Raw genomic sequence first — 23654 nt, forward strand, 5'->3', positions numbered from 1 at the left:
AGCACAGCGTTCGCGGTGGACCGGACCGTTCCGGGGCTCATCGTGAAGATCGGGGACTATCCGCTGCACCACGGCGGGGTGGGGGCGATCCGCAGTCTGGGGCGTCTCGGCGTACCCATGTACGCGATCACCGAGGACCGGTTCACACCCGCCGCCACCTCACGCTACCTGCACGGACGCTGCGTCTGGCCGACCACCGGACGCGAAGACCCCCAGCAGCTCGTCGAGGTGCTGCTGCGCATCGGCAAACGCATCGGCCGGCCCGCGGTCCTGATCCCGACCGACGAAGAGGCCGCCGTCCTGATCGGTGAGTACGCCGACGTCCTCGGCAGCCATTTCCTGTTCCCCCGCACCGAAGCAGGCCTGCCGCGCCGCCTGGCGAGCAAACAGGGGCTGTACGAACTCTGCGTCGAGCACGGTATTCCGTCACCGGCGTCCGTCTTCCCGGAGTCGCTCTCGGACATCGAGGACTTCGCCGCGCGGGCGCGCTTTCCGGTCGTGGCCAAGAACCGCGAGGCGTTCCAGCGGCGCCGGCACCCCTCGGTCGCCGGCACCACCCTGATCGCGGGTCCCGACCAGCTCGTCGGCCTGGCGCGCGACTGGGGCACGCGGCCGGACGTGATCCTCCAGGAGTACCTGCCGCGGGAGGAGGCCGAGGACTGGATCGTGCACGCGTACTTCGACGCGGACAGCACCGCGCTGAGCCTGTTCACCGGGGTCAAGGTGCGTTCCTGGCCGCCGCACGCGGGCATGACGGCCTGCGCGTACGTCGTCGACAACCCCGAACTGGCCGAGCTGACGGCACAGTTCGTCAAGCGCGTCGGCTTCAGCGGCATCGTGGACCTGGACTGGCGCTACGACCGCCGGGACGGCGCGTACAAGCTGCTGGACTTCAACCCGCGGATGGGCGCCCAGTTCCGGCTGTTCGAGAACGAGGCGGGCATCGACGTCGTACGGGCCCAGCACCTGGACCTGACCGGCCGCAAGGTCCCGGAGGCGGAACAGCGGGCCGGACAGCGGTTCGTCGTGGAGAACATCGATCTGCCGGCGCTGCTCGCGTACCGCCGCAGCGGCTACACCACGCCGCACGCGCCGAGCCGCGCCACCGGCACCGAGCTGGCGTGGCTGGCAGCCGACGACCTCAAGCCGTTCTTCACGATGCTGGCCCGCTTCGTCGGTCCGGGAGCCCGGCACCTGGTCGAGCTGCGCCGGGCGAGCAGACGCGCGCGGGCGATGAACGGGGGATCAGTACGACCGTTCCCCGCAAGGGCAGTGGGGGGCACTGCCGGACCAGCAGCAACACCCTGGGGAGGGGAACGCACGTGAACACTCCGGTAGCAGTCGTCGGAGCCGGTCCGTACGGCCTGTCGACGGCGGCGCACCTGCGCGCGCGGGGCGTGCCCGTACGCGTCTTCGGCCGGCCGATGGTGAGCTGGCGCGAGAACATGCCCGCGGGCATGCTGCTCAAGTCGACCCCGGCGGCGTCCACCATCGACGCCCCGCAGGCCGGGCACACGCTCCAGGACTTCTGCGACGCCGTGGGTGGGCGGCGCTACGAGTCCGACTGGGACATCCTGCCCGTCGAGACCTTCGTGCGGTACGGCGAATGGTTCCAGGAACGGCTGGTGCCCGACCTGGAACAGGTACGGGTCGTCTCGGTCGACCGGCGGTCCGGCGGATACGACCGGCGCTCCGCCGGATTCGAGCTGAAACTGGACAGCGGCGAACAGTTCCGGGCCCGCGCGGTCGTCGTGGCCACCGGGCTGACCGGCTTCGCCCGGCTGCCGCGTGAACTGGCCGCGGCGGTGCCGGACGGCCCGTCCCCCACCGGCCCGGTCTCGCACAGCTCCCAGCACCGCGACCTGTCGGTCTTCGCGGGCCGGGACGTGGTGGTGGTCGGCGCCGGGCAGTCGGCACTGGAGAGCGCGGTGTTGCTCGCCGAGTCCGGTGCCCGGTCCGTACGGGTCGTCGCGCGCGGGCGTACGGCAGTGGGCTTCGGCGCGCCGCCGGACCAGCAGCCCAGGCTGCGGCCGGAGACACCGTTCGGCAACGCGTGGTCGCTGTACGCGTTCACCTACTACGCGGGCGGTTTCCGCCACCTGCCCGCACCGGCCCGGCGCTACCTGGTCCGCAGGGTGCTGGGCCCGCTGGGCGCCTGGTGGCTGCGCGACCGCTTCGTGGGGCGCGTCCAGGTCACGGCCGGGCAGCGGATCGTCCGGGCCCGCGTCGAGGACGGCCGCCCCGTCCTGACGCTGCGCGCCCCCGACGGCCGCACCGGCGAACTGGCCGCCGATCACGTGCTGGCCGCCACCGGCTACCAGGTCGACCTGGCGGCGATGGACTTCCTCGGCCAGGGCCTGCGCACCGGCGTCACGGTCGGCGGCGGAGGGCCCCGCCTGGACGCGGGCTTCGGCTCTTCCGTCCCGGGCCTGCACTTCACGGGCCTTCCGGCGGCGGCGTCCTTCGGGCCCGTGATGCGCTTCGTCTGCGGTACGGAGTTCGCGTCCCGGCGGGTTGCGGAGGCGGTGGCGCGGTAGGGGCGCCTGAGTGGGGGCTGGGGAAGCCCTCCCGAGCGGCTGCCTGACCGGAAGGTCTGACGAGCACCCCGTCGCAAAAAGGTCGGGGTGCTCCGTTCTGTCCGGAATCCATCGGTGTCCGAGGTGCGAGAAGCATGTTCGCCATGCGGACGCGGGTGGCACGGTGGCCGCCGTCCACCGGCCCTTCCGCCGCCCCCGTGCCGCCCGCGCGCGGCTGTCGAACGGGCCCGCACACCGTTCGAGGGCGTCGGAGGGGCGGGCGCTCACGGTGATCCAACAGCGACCGGATACGCTGGCCAATGGTGGAGACAGCGACAGATCGACAATCCGTTTGATCGTCAGCAGACAGGAGTACCCCTCGTGACCGTCGTCGGGCCCTTCGGGCTGAGCGTGCGGGACCAGGCTCTTGAGGCCGATGTCCAGGCCGGGTTGGCGGCTGTCGAGGAGGGCCTGCTGGAGGCCACCAAGAGCGACGTGCCGTTCATCACCGAGGCCGCCCAGCATCTCGTCCGCGCAGGTGGCAAGCGGTTCCGGCCGCTGCTGGTGATGCTGGCCGCGCAGTTCGGCGACCCGCACACGCCGGGCGTCGTCCCCTCGGCCGTCGTCGTGGAGCTGACGCACCTGGCGACGCTGTACCACGACGACGTCATGGACGAGGCGGACGTGCGCCGCGGGGTGGCCAGCGCCAACGCCCGCTGGGGCAACTCCGTGGCGGTGCTCACCGGCGACTTCCTCTTCGCGCGCGCCTCGCACATACTGGCCGACCTCGGGCCGGAGGCCGTCCGTATCCAGGCCGAAGCGTTCGAACGCCTCGTGACCGGTCAGATCCTGGAGACGGCGGGCCCGCGGGACGGCCGCGACCCGATCGACCACTACCTGGACGTCATCGCGGGCAAGACCGGCTCGCTGATCGCCGTCGCGGGCCGCTTCGGCGCGATGATGTCCGGCGCCGACGAGACGACCGTCAACATCCTGACCCAGTACGGCGAACGCCTCGGCACCGCCTTCCAGCTCGCCGACGACGTCCTGGACATCGCCAGCGACTCCCACGAGTCCGGCAAGACCCCCGGCACGGACCTGCGCGAGGGCATCCCGACCCTGCCGGTCCTGCACCTGCGCGCCCTGGCCGACGGCGAGCACGGCACCGACAAGGACCGCGAGCTGCGCGACCTGCTGGCCGGCGACCTGACCGACGACGCCCGGCACGCCGAGGCGCTGGCCGGACTGCGCGCCCACCCGGCGCTGGAGCAGGCCCGCCGCGACACGGTGCGCTACGCGGAGGAGGCGCGGGCCACCCTGGCGCCGCTGCCGGAGTGCACGGCGAAGGCCGCGCTGGAAGGGCTCTGCGACTCGGTGGTGCACCGGGCGGGGTGACCTCCGGTAACCCTTAGGGTCCGTCTCTGTCTTTGGTCATACCGGGTCCACCCTGCGGTTGCGCGGGGCTCATCCCACCGGAGTACGCGGAGTTGGCCCCCGGGGCTGACGCGCCGGGCTGGCCGGTTTGGTGGGATGGAGAGCACCACGCCGCGGCGGAACGGGTCACAATGAGCCCGGGAGTGGGACGAGCACGTCGCGCAGCAGGCCGCCGCTTACGACGGAGGTAAGGCACATGCCACGGAACCAACCGGCACAGGTCACCGACGAATGGGACGGGGACGGGGGGCGCTCCGCGAAGCGCCGCAGAATGATGCGGTACGCCGTTCCGGCCGCCGTCGTGGGCATCACCGCGGCCACGGTCGGGCTGGTCCCGGCGTTCGCCGGCGCCGGCTCCCCGGACCTGCCGAAGATCTCCGCGCAGGACCTGATAGCCAAGGTCGCCGCGTCGGACGTGCAGCAGCTGTCGGGCACGGTCCGTACGAACACCGACCTGGGGCTGCCGTCCCTGTCGGGCGCCGGTGCCGGTGCCTTCGGCGGTGGCTCCGCGGGCCAGGGCGGCAGCGGCTCGGGCGGCAAGGACGGCAAGGGCGCCTCCGCGAGCCCGCAGAACCAGCTGATGGACCTGGCGTCCGGCTCGCACACGCTGCAGGTCGCCGCCGACGGGCCGGACAAGCAGCGGGTATCGGTCGTCGGCAAGGCCGCCGAGTACAACCTCGTGCACAACGGCCGTGACATCTGGGGCTACGACAGCAAGAGCAACACCGCGTACCACAGCACGATCCCGGCCGGAGCGGGCAAGGACGGGAAGCACGGGTCCGGCAAGTCCGGCGAGAGCGGCGACCTGAAGAACGCCACCCCGCAGGAGCTGGCCAAGAAGGCGCTCGACGCGGTCGGCGACAGCACCTCGGTGACCGTCGACGGCACGGCCAAGGTGGCCGGACGGGACGCGTACCAGCTCTCCATCAAGCCCAAGCAGGCCGGTTCCACGGTCGACTCCATCCGGATCTCGGTGGACGCCGAGACCGGCGTACCGCTGAAGTTCACGCTCACGCCCAAGGGCGGCGGCGCCGCCGCGATCGACGTCGGCTTCACCTCCGTCGACTTCGCCAAGCCCGCGGCCGGCACCTTCGACTTCAAGCCGCCGAAGGGTGCCGAGGTCGTGGACGGCGACAAGGCCCGCGCGCAGCAGCGCGCCAAGGGCGAGCGGACGGCCGGGGACCTCAAGGGCATCCTGGGGCAGTACGGCCTGGGCGGTGAGAAGGCCGCGAAGGGCAAGGGCGGCGTCGACGTCATCGGCTCCGGCTGGACCTCGATCGCCCACGTCAAGGGCGTCGGCACCGGTCTCTCCTCGGCCGACGGCAAGGGCGCGTCCGGTGACGCGGCCAAGCTGCTGGACAGCCTGGGCGAGAAGGTGGACGGAAAGTTCGGCTCCGGCCGGCTCTACAGCACCCGCCTGGTCAACGCCCTGGTGACGGACGACGGCTCGGTCTACGCCGGTGCCGTGGACAAGGAGTCCCTGATCAAGGCGGCCGAGTCCGCCAAGTGACGGCAGCGGCACGGGGCGCGGTCGGACGGCCGCGCCCCGCGCCCGGGACGGGGCCGCCGGCGCGACCGGCCGCGGTCACCGGCGCGACCTAAGGCGTGACCACAGGCGTGACCACATGGGGGAGCCGATGACGCAGCCGTCCGCCGGGGACCGGGTGATCGAGACCCGGGGGCTGACGAAGACCTACCGCGGCGGGCAATTGGCCGTCGACCGTCTCGACCTCGCCGTACCGCGCGGCAGCGTCTTCGGCTTCCTCGGGCCCAACGGCTCGGGCAAGACCACCACCATCAGAATGCTGCTCGGCCTGATCGAGCCGTCGGCGGGCGGCGCCCGGCTGCTCGGCGAGCCGATGCCGCGGGCCGCCCGCCGGGTGCTCCCCAGGGTCGGCGCCCTCATCGAGGGACCGGCGCTGTACGGCTTCCTCAGCGGGCGGGACAACCTCGTACGGTACGACGCGGCCGACCCGGCCACCGACCCCCGCACCCGCGCGCGGCGGGTGGACCACGCGCTGGAACGGGTCGGGCTGGCCGCCGCCGCCCGAAAGAAGGCACGCGCCTACTCGCTGGGCATGAAGCAGCGGCTGGGGCTGGCCGCGGCGCTCCTGCAGCCCCGCGAGCTCCTCGTGCTGGACGAGCCGACCAACGGCCTGGACCCGCAGGGCATGCGCGAGATCCGTACGCTCGTCCGGGAGCTGGCGGGCGACGGCACCACCGTCTTCCTCTCGTCCCACCTCCTCGACGAGATCGAGCAGGTCTGCACGCACGCCGCCGTGATGGCCCGCGGCCGGCTCGTCACCCAGGGCACGGTCGCCGCGCTGTCCGCGGGCACGCGGGGGCGGCTGGTGGTCGGCACGCCCGACACTGCCGACGCGGCGCGAGTGCTCAAGGAGCACGGGGTGACCGACCTCGTGGTGGCGCAGGAGCGGGTGACCGGGGACCTGCCGGCGCCGGCCGGCGGGCCGCCCGATCTGGCGGAGGTCAACGCCGCGCTCGTACGGTCCGGAGTGCGCGTACGGGCCTTCGGCGTGGAACGGGCGTCCCTGGAGGACGTCTTCGTACAGCTGACCGGGGAGGGCTTCGATGTCGCGGGTTGAGACGGCCGGGAGCGCGGAAGCGGCCGACAGCGCGGAAGCGGCCGACAGCGCGGCCGTGCGCCGTGCGCCGCGGCCGCTGTGGTCGCTCGGCCTGCTGCGCAACGAGATCGGGACGACCTTCCGGCGCTGGCGCACCCTCGCGCTGCTCGCCGTCCTCGCCGCCGTACCGGTCCTGATCGGTGTCGCCGTCAAGATCGAGACGAGCGGTGAGGGCGGTGGCCAGGGCGGCTCCGGCGGCGCGGCGTTCGTCTCCCAGATCACCAACAACGGTCTCTTCCTGGTCTTCACCGCGCTCGCCGTCACCCTGCCGGTCTTCCTGCCCCTGGCGGTCGGCGTGGTCGCCGGGGACGCCGTCGCCGGTGAGGCGCACAACGGGACGCTGCGCTACCTGCTCGTCGCACCGGCCGGGCGGACCCGGCTGCTGCTGGTCAAGTACGCGACGACGCTGACGTTCTGCCTGGTGGCGACGTTGGTCGTGGCGGTGTCGGCGCTGGTGACCGGCGCGCTGCTGTTCCCGGTCGGCGAGGTGACGCTGCTGTCCGGGACGAGCGTGCCGTTCGGCGAGGGGCTGCTGCGGGCGCTGGCGATCGCGGTCGTCGTGGCGCTGTCCCTGGTGGGGGTCGCGGCGATCGGCCTGTTCGTCTCGACGCTCACCAACAGCGGCATCGCGGCGATGGCCACCACCGTCGGACTGCTGATCGTGGTGCAGATCCTGGACACCGTCCCGCAGCTGCACGCGATCCAGCCGTACCTCTTCTCGCACCACTGGCTGTCCTTCGCCGACGTGCTGCGCGAGCCCGTCTACTGGGACCAGCTCCAGAAGAACTTCGCCCTCCAGGCGGTGTACGCGGCGGTCTTCGGCTCCGCCGCCTGGGCGCGCTTCACGGCGCGGGACGTCACGGCCTGAGCCGCGCCGCCCCGTGCCGTACGGTCACGGGCCGCCGGTGCGGCCGGCCGTCAGAAGGTGAGCTTCCAGCTGTCGAGGTAGCCGGTGTCCTGCGGCCCGAGGTCCTGCACCCGCAGCTGCCAGGTGCCGTCGGCCGGCTCGGCGGACGCGTCCACCGTGTACGTGGTGTTCACGTTCGGCGTCGAGTCCGAACCGCTGGAGTTCTTCAGCCGGTACGCCTGCCCGCTCGGCCCCACGAGGTCGATGACCAGGTCACCGCGGTAGCTGTGCTTGATGTCCACCCCGACCTGGAGGGTGGCCGGGGCGTTGCCGGTACGGCCGGAGACCGTCACCGACGAGGTCACCGCGGCGCCCGCGTCCGGGATCTGCACGTCGTCGGTGTTCTCGAAGACGGTGCCGCCGGGCGGGGTCGTCGTGCCGACGCCCAGCGTCCACACCGCGTGGGCGACGGCGTCGCTGTTGCGGTCCAGGGCGGTGACGTTGATGTTCGACGACGTGTCGCAGGAGCGGTGGTAGCAGCGGTCGAAGGGCTGGCCCGCCGTACCGCCCCACTTCTGCGCCTGCGCGGCCGTCTTGGTGTAGTCCGCGCCGGAGAACAGGCCGCCCACGGGGATGCCGACGTTCTTGAACGGCGCGTGGTCGCTGCGGCCGTCGCCCTCGGTCTCGATCTCCGTGGGGATGTTCAGCGCGGCGTAGTACGCCTTGAACACGGCCTCGATGGTGCGGTCGTCGTCGTAGACGAAGTAGCCGGGGTTGGGGGAGCCCACCATGTCGAAGTTCAGATAGCCGCTGAACTTCGACCGCTCCGTCGCGGCCAGCCGGCTCACGTAGTACTGCGAGCCGCGCATCCCCAGCTCCTCGGCGCCCCACCAGCCGAACCGCAGGTGCTTGGCGGGTTTGGCGCCCGTGCGGGCGACGGCCAGCGCGGTTTCGAGGACCGCGGCCGAGCCGGAGCCGTTGTCGTTGATGCCGGGGCCCGCGCTGACGGAGTCCAGGTGCGCGCCGGCCATCAGGACCTGGTTCGGGTCGCCGCCGGGCCAGTCGGCGATCAGGTTGTAGCCGGTGGTGCCGCCGGTGGTGAACTGCTGCACGCTGGTGGTGAAGCCCGCGGCGTCCAGCTTGCCCTTGAGGTAGTCGATCGAGGCCCGGTAGCCGGGCCGGCCGTGGGCCCGGTTGCCGCCGTTGGCGGTGGCGATCGACTGGAGCTGGCTCAGGTGCGCTTTGACGTTGGCCAGCGGCAGGTCGGGGGCGGCGGCGGTGCTGACGGTGGGGGTGGTGGAGCGGGCGGCGGCGGGCGCGGCGGTGGCCGCACCGGCCGCCCCGGGTATCGCAACGATCAGGCCGAGTACGGCACCGGCGGCGGTCAGCCCGAGGCCGCCGGGACCACTGCCGCCGCTGCTGCCAGATCTTCGAAAACGCCTGGTCGGGCGGGGTCTTGCGGCATTCCATGACATGAGGGGTCTCCGGATTCCGAACGTGGAGTGAACGGACCGTGCATGGCGCGAAGCTGATGGTGGGCGCGCCACGCGCCGCTGGCAAGGCGGAATCCGGACACCCCGACCCGCATATCGTTCCGGGGCGGGTCAGCGCTGGGCGGCACCCACCTCGGGGGCGGCTGCGGAGGCTTCGGGGGCGGGCTGCGCGGACGCGGACGCGGCTGCCGGGGCGGGCCGCCCGGCTGCCGGGGAGGCCTGCTCCGCGGGGGCCGGGGTCAGGGCCGCGGCCGTCTCCCCGACCACTTCCCGGGCCGTCTTGCGGGCCGTGGCCAGCGCTGTACGCGCGGAACGGGCGGTGCGCACCGCGTCGTACGTCAGCACCACCAGCGCCAGCCAGACGAGACCGAAGCCCGCCCAGCGCTCCACCGGCATCTCCTCGTGGAAGACCAGCAGACCGAGCGCGAACTGGAAGGTGGGCGCGAGGTACTGGAGCATCCCGAGCACGGTCAGCGGCAGCCGTACCGCCGCCGCCCCGAAGGCGATCAGCGGCAGCGCGGTGGCCACGCCGCAGCCCATGAGCAGCAGCATCCGGCCCGCCCCGCCGGTCAGGAACCCGGCCTCGCCGCGCGCGCCGAGGAAGACCAGGATGCCGAGGGCGGGCAGGAACTGCATCGCCGTCTCGGCGCTGAAGCCCTCGATGCCGCCCAGTTTCACGCCCTTCTTGACCAGGCCGTACGTGGCGAACGAGAACGCCAGCGCGAGGGAGATCCAGGGCACCTTGCCGTACGCCACGGCCATCACGACCACCGCCGCGGAGCCGATGCCCACGGCCGTCCACTGCAACGGCCGCAGCCGTTCGCGCAGCACCAGGACGCCGAAGGCGATGCTGACCAGCGGGTTGATGAAGTACCCGAGGCTGGCTTCGAGCACGTGCCCGGCGTTGACCGCCCAGATGTACAGGAACCAGTTGACGGAGATGACCGCGGCGCAGACCAGCACCATGCCGAGCCGCTTGGGCTGCCGCACCAGCTCCCGTACCCAGGACCAGCGGCGTATCGCGGCCAGGATGAGGACGGCGACCGGCAGCGACCACACCATCCGGTGGGCCAGGATCTCGGTGGGGGCCAGGTCGCCCAGCAGGTGCCAGTACAGCGGGAGGAGGCCCCACACCACGTACGCGGCAGTGCCGTAGACGAGTCCGGTGCGCTGTTCGTTCTGGGGTTGCAAGGGGCCCTCCGGAGGAATGCTGCTCCATCTGCGCCGGCGGTGGCACGGGTCGCGTTCTGAAGGTAACGCCGGACGGCCCAACTGTCATGTCCGTTCCGGGATACGGTCATGACAAGGCCGGGTTGGCGGTGCGGACCGGCCACCACGCGGCCGAAAACGACGGTGCCCGTACGGGACGTCCGAAGACGCTCCGTACGGGCACCGGAAGGCCCGTGACCGGCTGGTCAGCCGACCACTGTCCAGGTGTCGTGGCCGGCCAGCAGGGAGGCCAGGTCGCCCTTGCCCTTCTGCTCGATGGCGGTGTCCAACTGCTCACCCATGAGCGTGTCGTACACCGGGCGGTCCACGTTGCGCAGCACGCCGATGGGGGTGTGGTGCAGCGTGTCCGGGTCGGCGAGGCGGGACAGGGCGAACGCGGTGGTCGGCGAGGCGTTGTGCGCGTCGTGGACGAGCACCGCGTCCGCGCCCACCGTCGCCACGTCCACGACCTTCAGGTCACCGGTGGCCGGATCCCGTACCACGCCCTTGGCACCGAGGCCGTCCTCGGCGGGCGCGCCGAAGCGGATCGGCTGCCCGTGCTCCAGACGGATCACGGCCTCCTCGGCCTGCTGCTTGTCCTTGAGGACCTCGAAGGCGCCGTCGTTGAAGATGTTGCAGTTCTGGTAGATCTCCACCAGCGCCGTGCCCGGGTGGGCGGCGGCCGCGCGCAGCACACTCGTCAGGTGCTTGCGGTCGGAGTCGACCGTACGGGCCACGAAGGACGCCTCCGCGCCGATGGCCAGCGACACCGGGTTGAAGGGCGCGTCCAGCGAACCCATCGGCGTCGACTTCGTGATCTTGCCGACCTCGGAGGTGGGGCTGTACTGGCCCTTGGTCAGACCGTAGATCCGGTTGTTGAACAGCAGGATCTTGAGGTTGACGTTGCGGCGCAGCGCGTGGATGAGGTGGTTGCCGCCGATGGACAGCGCGTCGCCGTCGCCGGTGACGACCCACACCGACAGGTCGCGGCGCGAGGAGGCCAGGCCGGAGGCGATGGCCGGGGCGCGGCCGTGGATGGAGTGCATCCCGTACGTGTTCATGTAGTACGGGAACCGGGACGAGCAGCCGATGCCCGAGACGAAGACGATGTTCTCCTTCGCCAGACCGAGTTCGGGCATGAAGCCCTGCACGGCGGCGAGAACCGCGTAATCACCGCAGCCGGGGCACCAGCGCACTTCCTGATCGGACTTGAAGTCCTTCATGGACTGCTTGGCCTCGGCCTTGGGCACCAGCGAAAGCGCCTCGATCGTCGAGGTCCCCTCCGCGATCGTCTCAGTCATTGATGGCCTCCTTAAAGACCTCCGCAAGCTGCTCGGCCTTGAACGGCATTCCGCTGACCTGGGTGTACGAGCGGGCGTCGACGAGGTACTTCGCCCGCAGCAGCGTCGCGAGCTGGCCGAGGTTCATCTCCGGTACGACCACCTTGTCGTAACGCGCCAGCACCGCGCCGAGATTCCGCGGGAAGGGGTTGAGATGGCGCAGATGGGCCTGCGCGACCCGCCCGCCGTCCCGCCGTACGCGCCGGACGGCCGCGGTGATCGGCCCGTACGTCGAGCCCCAGCCCAGCACGAGGGTGTCGGCGCCCTGCGCGGCGGCGGCACCCTGGCCGTCCTTGACGGCCGCCTCCACCGTCGGGTCGTCGACCTCCAGGTCCGGCACCTCGATGCCGTCGACCTTCGCCTGGCGCGTCCGCACCATGAAGTCGTGGTTGGCCGGGTCGTAGGAGATGTTGCCCGTGCCGTCCTGCTTCTCGATGCCGCCGATCCGGTGCTCCAGACCGGGTGTGCCGGGCACCGCCCACGGCCGGGCGAGGGTCTGCTCGTCACGCTTGTACGGCCAGAACACCTCGGTGCCGTCGGCCAGCGTGTGGTTCGCGCCGGACGCGAACTGCACCCGCAGGTCGGGCAGTTCGTCGACCTCCGGAATGCGCCACGGCTCGGAGCCGTTGGCCAGGTAGCCGTCGGACAGCAGGAAGACCGGCGTACGGTACGTCAGCGCGATGCGCGCCGCGTCCAGCGCCGCGTCGAAGCAGTCGGCGGGCGTCTTCGGCGCCACGATCGGCACCGGCGCCTCGCCGTTGCGCCCGTACATCGCCTGGAGCAGGTCGGCCTGCTCGGTCTTGGTGGGCAGGCCGGTGGACGGGCCGCCGCGCTGGATGTCCACGATGACCAGCGGCAGTTCGAGCGAGACCGCGAGCCCGATGGTCTCCGACTTCAGCGCCACGCCCGGGCCCGAGGTGGTGGTCACCGCGAGCGCGCCGCCGAAGGCGGCGCCCAGTGCCGCGCCGATGCCGGCGATCTCGTCCTCGGCCTGGAAGGTCCGCACGCCGAAGTTCTTGTGCTTGCTCAGCTCGTGCAGGATGTCCGAGGCCGGCGTGATCGGGTACGAGCCGAGGTAGAGCGGCAGGTCGGCCTGCTGCCCGGCGGCGATCAGGCCGTACGACAGCGCCAGGTTGCCGGAGATGTTGCGGTACGTCCCCGTCGGGAACGCCTGGGTGGCCGGTGCGACCTCGTAGGAGACCGCGAAGTCCTCGGTGGTCTCACCGAAGTTCCAGCCCGCGCGGAACGCGGCGACGTTCGCCTCGGCGATGTCCGGCTTCTTGGCGAACTTCTGCCGCAGGAACGCTTCGGTGCCCTCGGTCGGCCGGTGGTACATCCACGACAGCAGGCCCAGCGCGAACATGTTCTTGGAGCGCTCGGCCTCCTTGCGGGAGAGCCCGAAGTCCTTGAGCGCCTCGATCGTCAGCGTCGTCAGCGGCACCGGGTGGACGTTGTAGGCCTGCAGCGACCCGTCCTCCAGCGGGCTGACGTCGTAGCCCACCTTCGCCATCGGCCGCTTGGTGAACTCGTCGGTGTTGACGATGATCTCCGCGCCGCGCGGCACGTCCGCCAGGTTCGCCTTCAGCGCGGCCGGGTTCATCGCCACCAGGACGTTGGGCGCGTCGCCGGGGGTGAGGATGTCGTGGTCCGCGAAGTGCAGCTGGAAGCTGGAGACGCCCGGCAGGGTGCCGGCGGGGGCCCGGATCTCGGCGGGGAAGTTCGGCAGCGTCGACAGGTCGTTGCCGAAGGTCGCCGTCTCGGAGGTGAACCGGTCGCCCGTGAGCTGCATACCGTCACCGGAGTCGCCTGCGAACCGGATGATCACCCGGTCCAGGCGACGTACCTCTTTGCCGCCGTTCTTACCGCCGTCTGTACCGCCGTCTGTACCGCCGTTCTTCCCGCCGTCGGCGCCGGTCCCGGGAGCCTGCGGCTCCCGGGTGAGCGCTCCGTCGGCCTGCTCGGCTTGGCTGCTGACCTGGCTGGTCACTGCTTCGGACCTCCCTCGGGGCGGTGGCTCGGGACTCGTCGTGCCGACCGGTCGTCCCACGAACATCGTACGTGGGTAAGGGTCGCCTTCCCTGGGCCGATCACATGATGGACGCGGACATGAGACAGCACTCTGTCAGGAATTGTCATGAAACAACCGCCCCCCGGCCCCCTTCTCCAAGACGCTCGCGTCTCGGCCTTTGGTTCTACTCCTCAGGTCCCGGACGGCCCACGGAGCCGCCCGCAACCTGCGTGGCTGACAGCGTGTCGGTTTCTCAGGAGCCCAGATACCTGAGGACGGCCAGCACCCGGCGGTGATCCCCGTCACTCGGCGACAGGCCCAGCTTGAGGAAGATGTTGCTGACGTGCTTCTCCACCGCACCGTCGCTCACCACCAGCTGCCGCGCGATCGCGGAGTTCGTCCGCCCCTCGGCCATCAGCCCCAGGACCTCCCGCTCGCGTGGCGTGAGGTTCGCCAGCACGTCCTGCTTACGGCTGCGGCCGAGCAGCTGCGCGACCACTTCGGGGTCCAGCGCGGTGCCCCCCTCGGCGACCCGGACCACCGCGTCGACGAACTCCCGCACTTCGGCTACCCGGTCCTTGAGGAGATAGCCGACGCCGTGACTGGATCCCGCGAGCAATTCCGTCGCGTACTGCTCCTCCACGTACTGCGACAGCACCAGCACCCCCAGCCCCGGGTGATCACGCCGCAGCCGGACCGCGGCCCGCACCCCCTCGTCCGTGTGCGTCGGCGGCATCCGTACGTCCGCCACCACCACGTCCGGCAGCTCACCCTCGGCCACCAGCTCCCCGATGACCTTGATCAACGCGTCGGCGTCGCCCACCCCCGCCACGACGTCGTGCCCACGGTCGGTGAGCAACCGGGTCAGGCCCTCCCGAAGCAGCACCGAGTCCTCGGCGATGACCACCCGCACCCTGTCCTCCACGGCTCTTCCTGCCCCCCACGTCTTGATATTTCCCCACCCTGCGCCCCCAGCATCCCAGCATCCGATCCCGGCCGCCCCCACCCGCCCCGAATCGGCGGACACGACTCCGGACGGGACGAGGCGTCACGCGGGACCGGCCGGGGGCCGCACCGGATGGGCGGGCGGTGGCGGGGGCCATTCCGGACGGGACGGGGGTGGGGTGGGGTGAGGCGGAAGGGGAGGGGGAACGGGGCAGGACCGGGGCGAGTCGTGGTCTGGGCTGCTGGGCTGCTGGGCTGCCCGGCCGCCGGGTTGCCGGGTTGCCGGGCTGCCCGGATCACCCGGGCTGCCCGGACCGCCCGGACCGCCCGGACCACTCAGGTGGGCCGGGGCGCGGGCAGGTGGAACGGTCAGCCCGGCCCGGGCCTGGTCCGGGCGGCCGGGTCAGGCGCGCCAGGGAAGGTCTGCCGTGACGTTGGTCGGGCCGCCCGGAGGGGAGTCGACGACCAGGAGGCCGTCGACCGCGCTGAGCCGCTCGGCCAGTCCCGCCAGCCCGCTGCCGGTCTCCGTGCTCGCGCCCCCCTGCCCGTCGTCCGAGACGAGCACCATGAGCCGGTCCGCCACCCGCCACACGTCCACGGAGGCGCTGCCCGCCCGGGCGTGCTTGGAGACGTTCTGGAGCAGTTCGGAGACGGTGAAGTAGGCGATGCCCTCGATGGCCGCGGCCGGGCGGTGGTCCAGGTCCACGGAGACCTTGACCGGCACCGTGCAGCGGGCGGCGAGGGCCGACAGCGCCGGGCCCAGCCCGCGGTCGGTGAGGATCGCCGGGTGGATGCCGCGCGCGAGGTCGCGCAGCTCCTGGAGGGCGATCTTCACCTCGCCGTGTGCCTCGTCCACCATCTTCGCGGCGGCCTCCGGGTCCCGCGCCAGCTTCTCCTTCGCCAGGCCCAGGTCCATCGCCAGCGACACCAGCCGGGCCTGTGCGCCGTCGTGCAGGTCCCGCTCGATGCGCCGCAGGTCGGCGGCGGCGGTGTCCACGACCACCCCGCGGTCCGTCTCCAGCTCCGAGACGCGCGTGGCGAGCAGGGAGGGGCCGAGCAGCCCGTGCACCAGGACACGGTCCACGTGCGTCAGGCCGCGTATCAGCCACGGTCCGGCCAGGACCAGCAGCAGGCCGAGGCCGCTGGCTATCGCCATGCCGGGCGGGGAGTCCAGGTAGAGGCCGTCTCCCCGGCCGTTGCCCCACAGCTGGATGCCCGGCTGGTCGAGGTAGGCGGGGAACGTCCACTGCCACAGCGGGTAGAGGAACAGGGACCAGGCCACCGTCCAGAACGTCACGGCGAAGACGAAGGCGAAGACCGCCCAGGGGAAGTGGAGTATCGAGTACAGGAGATGGCGCCAGGAGGCACCGCTCTTGAGCACCGCGCAGACCCAGCTCATCATCCCCGGCTTGGCGGGGCGCACCGGCTCCGGGTGCTCCACGTCCAGTTCCAGCAGCGCGCGCGCCCGGATCCGCTCCAGGTTTCCGAACCCCCGGCAGCCGATCAGCGCGCCCGCGAGCACCGGTATGCCCAGGAAGGTGATCAGCAGGCCCGCACCGATCGAGACCATGGCGACGGCGTAACTGAACATCACGCAGGCGACCGGGAGGCTCAGGAGGAGGTAGAGGAACTCCCGCCAGGTACGGCCCGCGAACGGGGCGCGCAGGGCGACGGGCACGCGCGAGGTCGCCGGTGCGGGGGAGGGGGGTCCGTAGGCGGTGTCCATGGTCTCGTCGTCCGTTCTGCCAGGTCCGGGTCGGCCTGCTGCCGGCGCCGTTGTGCACCTCCGGCAGCGTCCAGTTGCTGCCGTGCCGTCAGAACCGCTGCATCCGGCTCTTCCGACTACCTCAAGCCTCCGCGCTCGCCGCCGCCCGCACCATGAGGGAAAGCGCAGTCTTCACCCTGGGGTTTTCCCCACCCCGCAGCCCGTACGGAGCCCGTAGGGAGTCCGCACGGAGTCCGTAGGGAGGCCGCACGGAGCCTGTACGGAGCCTGTACGAGCCCGTAGGGAGTCCGTACGGAGCCCGTACGAGCCCGTAGGAAGTCCGTACGGAGCCCGTACGAGCCCGTAGGAAGTCCGCACGGAGCCCGTGCGAGCCCGTAGGGAGTCCGTACGCGGCCCGTGGCCGCCGTGCGGTCAGCCGCCGGCGCCCACGCCGTTCCGCCGGCCTGCCCGCTCTCCCTCGCCCCGTTCCCGCTCGCCCCGCTGCCCCTTGTCCCGCCCGCGCGCCTTCCCGCCGCCGCGCGCCACCGCTCCCGCTCCGGCCCGCGCGCCCTTGCCCGCGGCCTGGCGACCGTCCTCGTCCCCCGCCCGGCCCCGCCACGGCAGTTCGGCCGTCACCCGTGTCGGCCCGCCGGCCGGTGAATCGAGGACGAACACCCCGTCCACCGAACCCAGCCGTTCCGCGAGCCCGGCCATCCCGCTGCCGCCGTCCAGCCGCGCACCGCCCCGTCCGTCGTCCTGGACCTGGATCAGCAGCCGGTCCTGGGCGCGCCAGAGCTCCACCCGCGCCGCCCGCGCGCCACTGTGCTTGGCGACGTTCTGGAGCAGTTCGGAGACGGTGAAGTAGGCGATGCCCTCGATCGCCGGCGCGGGCCGCTGCGCCACGTCCACCTCCACCGTGACCGGGACCGTGCAGCGACCCGCCAGTGAGGTGAGGGCCGGGCCCAGCCCGCGGTCGGTAAGGATCGCCGGGTGGATGCCGCGCGCGAGGTCGCGCAGCTCCTGGAGGGCGAGCTTCACCTCGCCGTGCGCCTCGTCGACCATCTGGGCCGCCGCGTCCGGATCCTCCAGCAGCTTCTCCTTGGCCAGACCGAGCCCCATGGCCAGGGCCACGAGCCGGGCCTGCGCCCCGTCGTGCAGGTCACGTTCGATCCGGCGCAGGTCGGCGGCGGCGGTGTCGGAGACCGTCGCGCGGTCCAACTTCAGCTCGGCGATCCGCCGCTCCAGTTCGTCGGAGGGCGACAGCAGACCGCGCACCATCATCCGGTCCACGTTGGCCAGTCCGCGCGCGATCCAGGGCAGCGCGGGCCAGAGCAGGAAGAACGAGGCGATCGTCAGCGGGAAGGTCAGGATCGACCACGGCAGCCGGATGAACGCGTACAGCGCGTGCCGCCACCCGACCGGGTCCTTCAGGCGCAGCCACAGCCAGGTGAAGAAACCGTTCCCCGCCGTGTGCAGCGGGCTGGGCTCGTCCACCCGTACGCCCAGCAGACACCGTGCGCGGGCGCGCTCCAGCTTCCCGTACTGACGGCACACCAGGAGCCCCGCCGCGAGCAGCGGCAGCCCCACGACGGTGACGGACAGCCCGATGCCCGCCACCAGCCAGACGGTCAGTACGGCGAAGGCCAGGACGCCCAGCGGGAGGTTGGTCAGGAGATGGGCGACCTCCCGCCAGGTCGCGGCGGACAGCGCGGCCCGGGGCGGCGGCAGGGGATCGCCACCGTCGGGACGGTGGCCGTGACCGATGGCGCCCGGCACCGGTGCGGTCCCTCCGGAGAGGTGATCGTGGCGTCGGTCGTGAGCGGAAGGTGCGGTCATACGCCCTAGCTTGCCGGTCACCACCCGGGCCGACCATGGGGGCCGTCGGTGACCAGAGGTGGGGTTTTCCTCACCCTGCCGCCCCGGGCCGCCCCGGGCCGCGGCGGCCACGGCGGGCGCGGCTTGTGCGAAGGCGGACACGGCAGCTTGGATCTCTGACATGAGTGAGCACCAGCAGGGACCGTACGGGCAGCAGCCGTCCTACGGACAGCAAGGGCCGTATGGCCAGCAGCCGCCCAACGGGCAGCAGGCCCCCAACGGGCAACAGGCGCCGAGCGGACAACAACCGCCCTATGGGCAGCAGCCGCCCTACGAGGCGTACGGGCAGGGCCAGGGACAGGGCCAGGCATCTGGTTACGGAGCGCCTGGATACGGGGCACCTGGATACGGAGCGCCCGGATACGGCGCGCCGGGACAGCAGGGGTACCCGTACGGAACTCCGCAGGCGGGCGGGCCGCCCATAGGCATGCTCGCAGGCCAGGGGGCGCGACTCGGGGCACGGGCGCTGGACGGGGTCTTCCAGGCCGTCGCCGTCGTCGTCATCCTCGTGGTGGTCGGCATCGTCCAATCCCTGCTGCCGCGCGGTGCCGGAGTGGGCATACCGACGGCCTTGGCCGGGATCGTCGGCGTGGTCGCGGTGCTGCTCTACGAGCCGTTCATGAACTGGAAGTACGGCGGCACGTTCGGCAAGCAGATCTGCGGTCTGCGCATCGCCCGGCTGAGCGACGGGGCGGCACTGACCTTCGGGCAGGCACTCGGGCGTTGGGCCGTGGTGATCCCGATGGGGTTCGTGCCGTTCCTGGGGCTGATCAATGTGCTGTGGTGCTGCTGGGACGAACCGTTCCGGCAGTGCTTGCACGACAAGGTGGCCGGCACCGTGGTGGTCAAGCGCAAGTAGGCGCTGGTCAGGAGCTGCCGGACCGGTAGGAGCCGGGCGGCCCGGAGGCTGTCGGCCCGAGGGCGGGCACCCGGGGCGCGGCCGGGGCGGGTGACGGACAGGCGGCCGGGGGCAGGTGGTTCCGGGGCGGGGGAGGCGAGTCGTATCGTGTCGCGGTGCGGTGGGGTGGGTTCCGGTTCTAGTACGGGGGCGTGGTCGGCATGGTGAACGCTGAGGCCGGACAGCGGGTGACGTTGCGACGGCTGGTGCTGGCGGGCGAACGGCGGCGGGTCGACCTGGTGGTGCCCGCGCACGAGCCGATCGGCGCGCTGCTGCCCGAGATCCTGCGGGCGGCCGGTGACCGGGCGGCGTACGAGCCGCCGACGTGCCGTCTGGTGACGGCGGGCGGAGCGGTGCTCGCGCGGAGCGAGACGCTTGCTTCTGCGAACGTGGCGGACGGTTCCGTCGTGCGACTGGTACGGGAGCACGGTGCGCCCGATATTCCGGCCGGGCGGGGCGTGAACGGTGAGCCGGAGGGTGGCCGGGACGGACCCGACGAACGCGGCGGCGACGGCAGTGATGGCGGCCACGAGGGCCGCGACTACCGCGAAGGCCGAGGCGGGTACGTCCGGCAGTGGGACGAGCGGAGTCGGACATGGGCGGCGGTCGTGGCCGCCGTGCTGCTCACGGTCGTCGTCGGCGTGTTCGCAGGCGACCGGTACGGGCTGGGCCGGGCCGGCCTGTGGCTCGGCCTGGCCGCGGTGGCCGCGGCCGGAGCCGGTGCGGCGGCCGGCCTCCTGCTCCCCCGGAAGGCGCCGGCCACCGCGCTGCTCCTGGTGGGCGGAACGCTCGGCGTGTTCGCCTCCTGGGGCGCGACGCCGGACGGCGCCCCGCGCCTGGCCGCTGTCGGGCTGACGGTGGCGGCCGTACTCGCGCTGCTCGGGCTCTGTACGGGCCTGGGGCGGGGCGGACTCGTCGGAGCGGCGGCCGTCGCGGCCGCGGCCGGCGCGTGGGCCATCGGGCTGGCGGTCGCCGACCCGGCCCGTACCGGTGTCGTGCTGGGCGTGGTCTCGGTCCTCGTACTGGGATGTCTGCCGCGGCTCGCGCTGGCGTCGGCCGGGCTGACGCGCCTGGACGACCGCCACTCCGGAGGCGCGCCGGTCAGCAGGCACCGGGCCGCGGCGGCCCTGGGCGCCACGCACCGCGGGCTCACCCTGGCCGCCGTCACGACGGCCGGATCGGCCGGGGCGGCCGGTGTGCTGGCCGTCAGTGGTACCGGGGGCGCGTCCGGAACGGCGGACGGCTGGACGGTGACGGCAGCGGTGCTGCTGAGCGTCGTGCTGTTCTCGCGGGCGCGGGCCTATCCGCTGGTCCTGGAGGTCGTGGCGCTGCTGGTGGCCGGTGCGGCGGTCTGCGTACGGCTCGTCCTGCTGTGGGGGGCCGACGGCGGGAATCCGGCTGCGGCGCTGACCCTGCTGTGCCTGTTGGTGCTGCTGCCGCTCGCCGCCCTCGCGGTGCGGCCGCCGGAGCACGTACGGCTGCGGGCGCGGCACCTGATGAACGTGGTCGAGTCGGTGAGCGTGGTGGCGCTGATTCCGGTCGCCCTCGGGGCGCTCGGGGTGTACGGCGGTCTGCCGGACCTGTTCTGACCAGCCGGCCGGCCGCGAAGGACCGGCCGGGTCGACGAAAATGATCGGCCGCGACGGTCGGCCGGAGCGATCAGTCCGACCAGAAGGGGCGGCGGAGGGGTTCATGTCGGGACAGCCAGGACAGGCGGGGCAGCCATGGCAGCCATGGCAGCCAGGACAGGCGGGGCAGCCGGAGCAGTCAGGTGCGGGGGAGTCAGGGCGGGCGGGACAGGCAGGCCGGGCGGGACAGGGAGGGCCGCCGGGGCAGCTGGGGTCACCGGGGCAGCCGGGGTCACCGGGGCAGCCAGGTCGGCCGGGGCCGGTGGTGCCGCCGATGCCTGGGTATGCGCCGGGGGTGAGTGGTGGAGTGGTGCCGGCAGGTGGTGCCGTCGGTGGCGGGACGGCGCCGACGGTTCCTGCCGGGGCGCCCGGGGGCACGCCTGTGGCGCCCGCACCGGTGGTCGCGCCGTTGCCCGGGGTTGGCGCCGCGCCCGGGGCTGGGGCCGCGCCCGCGCCTGTACCCGCGCCGGCACCCGTCATACCGGCCGGCCCGGTCGGTCCGGCCGCCCCTGCCTCAGGTGTGCAGCCGCAAATACATCAGCCGCATCACTCCTCCTCGGCCCCCACCTCCGCCCTCACCACGGCCCCCACCTCGGCCCTCGCCACCACCCCCACCCCGGTCTCCGTCCCCGTCCTCCCGCCCGAGCTCGACGGTGTGCAGGCCAAGCCCCGGCACGGCGAGACCGTCGCCCGTAGGGCCGGGCGGGCGCTGCGGCGGGTGTTCGCCTCCTCGGCGGCGGCCGAGACCGAGGCCGTCACGCGCGCCGCGCACGCCATCCAGCAGCCCGTGACCACCGGACGCCAGCTGGCCGTCTCCAGCATCCGCGGCGGTGCGGGCAAGTCCACGGTCGCCGCGCTGCTGGCCCTCACGTACGCGCACTACCGCTCGGACCCGGTGCTCGCGGTGGAGGCCGACCCGGCGTTGGGCACGCTGCCGCACCGGCTGGGCGTGCGGGAGGTGCGCTGGTCCGGCACCGATCTGGCGCAGATCGTCGACCCGTCCATGCTGATCACCGACCTGACCGGTTACCTCCTGCCGTTCACGGGCGGCGGCTGGCTGCTGCCCGGCAGTCAGGGCTCGATCGGTGCGCGGCTGGACCTCGACACGTACCGCATCGTCATGACCTCCCTGCGCCGCCACTTCGCGACCACGGTCGTGGACTGCGAGACGCTGCCGGCCGAGGTGGCGCGTACCGCGCTGGTCACCACCCAGGCGCGCGTCCTGGTGACGCCGGCGACCGTGGAGGGCGTACGGGCGACCAAGTCCGTACTGGAGTGGATGGGCGGGGTGCACCGCGGGCTGCTGCCGACCGCCGTCGTCGTGCTCAACCACACGTCGCCCGACGGGGGCATCGACGTACGCAAGGCCGTCGAGCACCTGGGGGCGGGCGGCGCGGCGGTGCTACCGCTGCCGTACGACCGGCATCTGGCCGGCGGCGGTGCCGTCCGTACGGAGCTGCTGGGCGAGCGGACGCGGGAGGCGGCGGCGCGGCTGGCCGCCGAGGTGATGGACCGGGCGGTCTCGCGCGGGCCGGGCGGCAGGCAGCGCGACGGCGCGCGCGAAGGCTGAGCCGCCGCGCGCGGTGCCACGGGGACGTGCGCGGTGCCACGGGGGAGATGCGCGGTGCCACGGAGGACGTGCGCGGTGCCACGGGGACCTGTGAGGGGCCCTCGGCGCAGGGGCCAGGTGGGGCGAAGTCGGGCCATAGCTGCCCGCCAGGTGACGCGACTGCTCACCTGGGGCGGGCCAGGGCCTAGACTCCCGTGCGTACAGATCGTCGAAGTCGTTGAACAAGAGCAGTCAGGGAGCGAGGGCGGACGTGCCGGACGCGACCGTACGCACCAGCCTTGCCGCGGACTATTTCCAGGGGTACTCGGTCGTCGGGCTCATCGCCGTGATCGGTGTGCTCTTCGTGGCCGTGGCCTTCGGTGCCGGGCGGCTGCTGCGGCCCGTGGTGCCCACCCCGGAGAAACTGCTCACCTACGAATGCGGCGTGGACCCGGTGGGCGAGGGCTGGGCACACACCCAGGTCCGCTACTACGTCTACGCCTTCCTCTACGTGATCTTCGCCGTCGACTCGATCTTCCTGTTCCCCTGGGCGACGGTCTTCGCCGCCCCCGGTTTCGGCGGCGTCACGCTGGTGGAGATGTTCATCTTCCTCGGCTTCCTCGCCGTCGGCCTGCTCTACGCATGGAAGAAGGGCGTCCTGGAATGGACGTGACGAACGCGAGGCCGGCCACCGCGACGGGCACCGAACTGCCCGTCGTGTCCGCCGGCGGCACCGTCGAACGACGCCGGCTGGGCCCGCTCGCCCGGCTGGCTCCCGAACCCATGAAGGTGGTTCTGAACTGGGGCCGCCGCTACAGCCTGTGGGTCTTCAACTTCGGGCTGGCCTGCTGCGCGATCGAGTTCATCGCCGCGTCGATGGCGCGGCACGACTTCATCCGGCTGGGCGTGATCCCGTTCGCGCCGGGGCCCCGGCAGGCGGACCTCATGATCGTCTCCGGCACGGTGACGGACAAGATGGCGCCCGCGGTCAAGCGGCTGTACGAGCAGATGCCGGAGCCGAAGTACGTCATCTCCTTCGGCGCCTGCTCGAACTGCGGGGGGCCCTACTGGGACTCGTACGCGGTCACCAAGGGTGTCGACCAGATCATTCCCGTTGACGTGTACGTACCGGGGTGCCCGCCCCGTCCCGAGGCGCTGCTCCAGGGGATTCTCAAGCTCCAGGAGAAGATCGCCCGCGAGTCGCTGGGCGAGCGGTACGGGGCCGCGGGCAGCGGCGCCGCGGCGAACGGGCCGTCGGCTGCCGCGTTGCGCAGCGGGCTGGTGACGCCGCCTGCGCCGGGGTCGCCGGCCGAGGCGGGGACACCGGCCGAGGCGGGGTCCGAGGCCGCGGCGGGGTCCGAGGGCAAGGCGTCCGGAGACGAAGCCGACACCGGCGGCGGGAAGCCGAAGGGAGCGGGGGACCAGTGAGCGACGAACAGCCTCCGGTCCCGCCGGCCGAGGGGACGCCCGCCGACGCGGCCGGAGCCGCCGGGGCGTCGTCCGAGCCGACCGGGTCCACCGGGTCCATCGGGACCACCGGGACCACCGGGACCACCGAGTCCTCT

General features: G+C 72.6%; 18 protein-coding genes. 11 read left to right on the plus strand and 7 right to left on the minus strand.

All coding sequences use genetic code 11. The features are described 5' to 3' along the window. Positions 1-15 precede the first annotated feature (15 nt). The 6 genes from OEIGOIKO_RS22905 to OEIGOIKO_RS22930 all read left to right on the plus strand — a co-directional run bounded on the left by OEIGOIKO_RS22905 (position 16) and on the right by OEIGOIKO_RS22930 (position 7460). Positions 16-1326: a carboxylate--amine ligase gene (locus OEIGOIKO_RS22905; RefSeq protein ID WP_246177493.1), complete on the plus strand. Its 1311-nt coding sequence runs from the start codon at positions 16-18 to the stop codon at positions 1324-1326. After that, complete coding sequence (locus tag OEIGOIKO_RS22910; protein WP_125055610.1) at positions 1323-2537, plus strand: FAD-dependent oxidoreductase; 1215 nt, start codon at positions 1323-1325, stop codon at positions 2535-2537. Before OEIGOIKO_RS22905 ends, OEIGOIKO_RS22910 begins: the two co-directional genes overlap by 4 nt. A gap of 360 nt (positions 2538-2897) precedes the next feature. Next, a complete protein-coding gene (locus OEIGOIKO_RS22915; RefSeq protein WP_125055611.1) occupies positions 2898-3911 on the plus strand; it encodes a polyprenyl synthetase family protein in 1014 nt (337 codons plus the stop codon). Positions 3912-4146: 235 nt separating this feature from the next. Further along, positions 4147-5460 (plus strand): LolA family protein, encoded by a 1314-nt coding sequence (locus OEIGOIKO_RS22920; protein WP_125055612.1) that lies wholly within the window; start codon positions 4147-4149, stop codon positions 5458-5460. Between the two features lie 127 nt (positions 5461-5587). Then, entirely contained in the window at positions 5588-6553 is a 966-nt protein-coding gene (locus tag OEIGOIKO_RS22925; protein WP_125055613.1) for an ABC transporter ATP-binding protein, read from the plus strand. Beyond that, positions 6540-7460, plus strand: a complete 921-nt coding sequence (locus OEIGOIKO_RS22930) for an ABC transporter permease (RefSeq protein ID WP_125055614.1) — start codon at positions 6540-6542, stop codon at positions 7458-7460. Before OEIGOIKO_RS22925 ends, OEIGOIKO_RS22930 begins: the two co-directional genes overlap by 14 nt. 50 nt (positions 7461-7510) lie before the next feature. Here OEIGOIKO_RS22930 and OEIGOIKO_RS22935 read toward each other — a convergent pair whose 3' ends face one another. The 7 genes from OEIGOIKO_RS22935 to OEIGOIKO_RS22965 form a co-directional block, all read right to left on the minus strand. Further along, on the minus strand, positions 7511-8914 hold the full coding sequence (locus tag OEIGOIKO_RS22935) for a M28 family metallopeptidase (protein WP_246177494.1): 1404 nt from the start codon (positions 8912-8914) through the stop codon (positions 7511-7513). Between the two features lie 129 nt (positions 8915-9043). Next, positions 9044-10123, minus strand: coding sequence for an EamA family transporter RarD (rarD, locus tag OEIGOIKO_RS22940; protein WP_125055615.1), 1080 nt, complete (start codon positions 10121-10123; stop codon positions 9044-9046). A 224-nt stretch (positions 10124-10347) separates the two neighbouring features. Beyond that, positions 10348-11442, minus strand: coding sequence for a 2-oxoacid:ferredoxin oxidoreductase subunit beta (locus OEIGOIKO_RS22945; RefSeq protein ID WP_125055616.1), 1095 nt, complete (start codon positions 11440-11442; stop codon positions 10348-10350). Then, positions 11435-13468: a 2-oxoacid:acceptor oxidoreductase subunit alpha gene (locus OEIGOIKO_RS22950; RefSeq protein ID WP_125055617.1), complete on the minus strand. Its 2034-nt coding sequence runs from the start codon at positions 13466-13468 to the stop codon at positions 11435-11437. The genes OEIGOIKO_RS22945 and OEIGOIKO_RS22950 overlap by 8 nt, the downstream gene beginning before the upstream one ends. Positions 13469-13742: 274 nt before the next feature. After that, positions 13743-14402 carry a response regulator transcription factor gene (locus OEIGOIKO_RS22955; protein ID WP_281288434.1) on the minus strand — a complete coding sequence of 220 codons (660 nt, stop codon included), beginning with the start codon at positions 14400-14402 and terminating at the stop codon, positions 13743-13745. A 435-nt stretch (positions 14403-14837) separates the two neighbouring features. Then, positions 14838-16160, minus strand: coding sequence for a sensor histidine kinase (locus tag OEIGOIKO_RS22960; protein WP_125055619.1), 1323 nt, complete (start codon positions 16158-16160; stop codon positions 14838-14840). A gap of 411 nt (positions 16161-16571) precedes the next feature. Beyond that, a complete protein-coding gene (locus OEIGOIKO_RS22965) occupies positions 16572-17975 on the minus strand; it encodes a sensor histidine kinase (protein ID WP_125055620.1) in 1404 nt (467 codons plus the stop codon). A 160-nt stretch (positions 17976-18135) separates the two neighbouring features. On the opposite strand from OEIGOIKO_RS22965, the gene OEIGOIKO_RS43565 reads away from it, so the two are divergent. The 5 genes from OEIGOIKO_RS43565 to OEIGOIKO_RS23000 all read left to right on the plus strand — a co-directional run bounded on the left by OEIGOIKO_RS43565 (position 18136) and on the right by OEIGOIKO_RS23000 (position 23517). Then, positions 18136-18873 carry an RDD family protein gene (locus OEIGOIKO_RS43565; protein WP_148112433.1) on the plus strand — a complete coding sequence of 246 codons (738 nt, stop codon included), beginning with the start codon at positions 18136-18138 and terminating at the stop codon, positions 18871-18873. A gap of 200 nt (positions 18874-19073) precedes the next feature. Beyond that, positions 19074-20501 (plus strand): EsaB/YukD family protein, encoded by a 1428-nt coding sequence (locus OEIGOIKO_RS22980; protein WP_125055623.1) that lies wholly within the window; start codon positions 19074-19076, stop codon positions 20499-20501. Between the two features lie 559 nt (positions 20502-21060). Beyond that, a complete protein-coding gene (locus tag OEIGOIKO_RS22990) occupies positions 21061-22110 on the plus strand; it encodes a nucleotide-binding protein (RefSeq protein ID WP_246177495.1) in 1050 nt (349 codons plus the stop codon). A 250-nt stretch (positions 22111-22360) separates the two neighbouring features. Next, positions 22361-22762, plus strand: coding sequence for an NADH-quinone oxidoreductase subunit A (locus OEIGOIKO_RS22995; protein WP_031002969.1), 402 nt, complete (start codon positions 22361-22363; stop codon positions 22760-22762). Further along, a complete protein-coding gene (locus OEIGOIKO_RS23000; protein ID WP_246177496.1) occupies positions 22753-23517 on the plus strand; it encodes an NADH-quinone oxidoreductase subunit B in 765 nt (254 codons plus the stop codon). Before OEIGOIKO_RS22995 ends, OEIGOIKO_RS23000 begins: the two co-directional genes overlap by 10 nt. The last annotated feature ends 137 nt before the right edge of the window (positions 23518-23654 follow it).

Source organism: Streptomyces paromomycinus (assembly GCF_003865155.1).
In the GTDB taxonomy this organism is placed as follows: Bacteria; Actinomycetota; Actinomycetes; order Streptomycetales; family Streptomycetaceae; genus Streptomyces; species Streptomyces chrestomyceticus.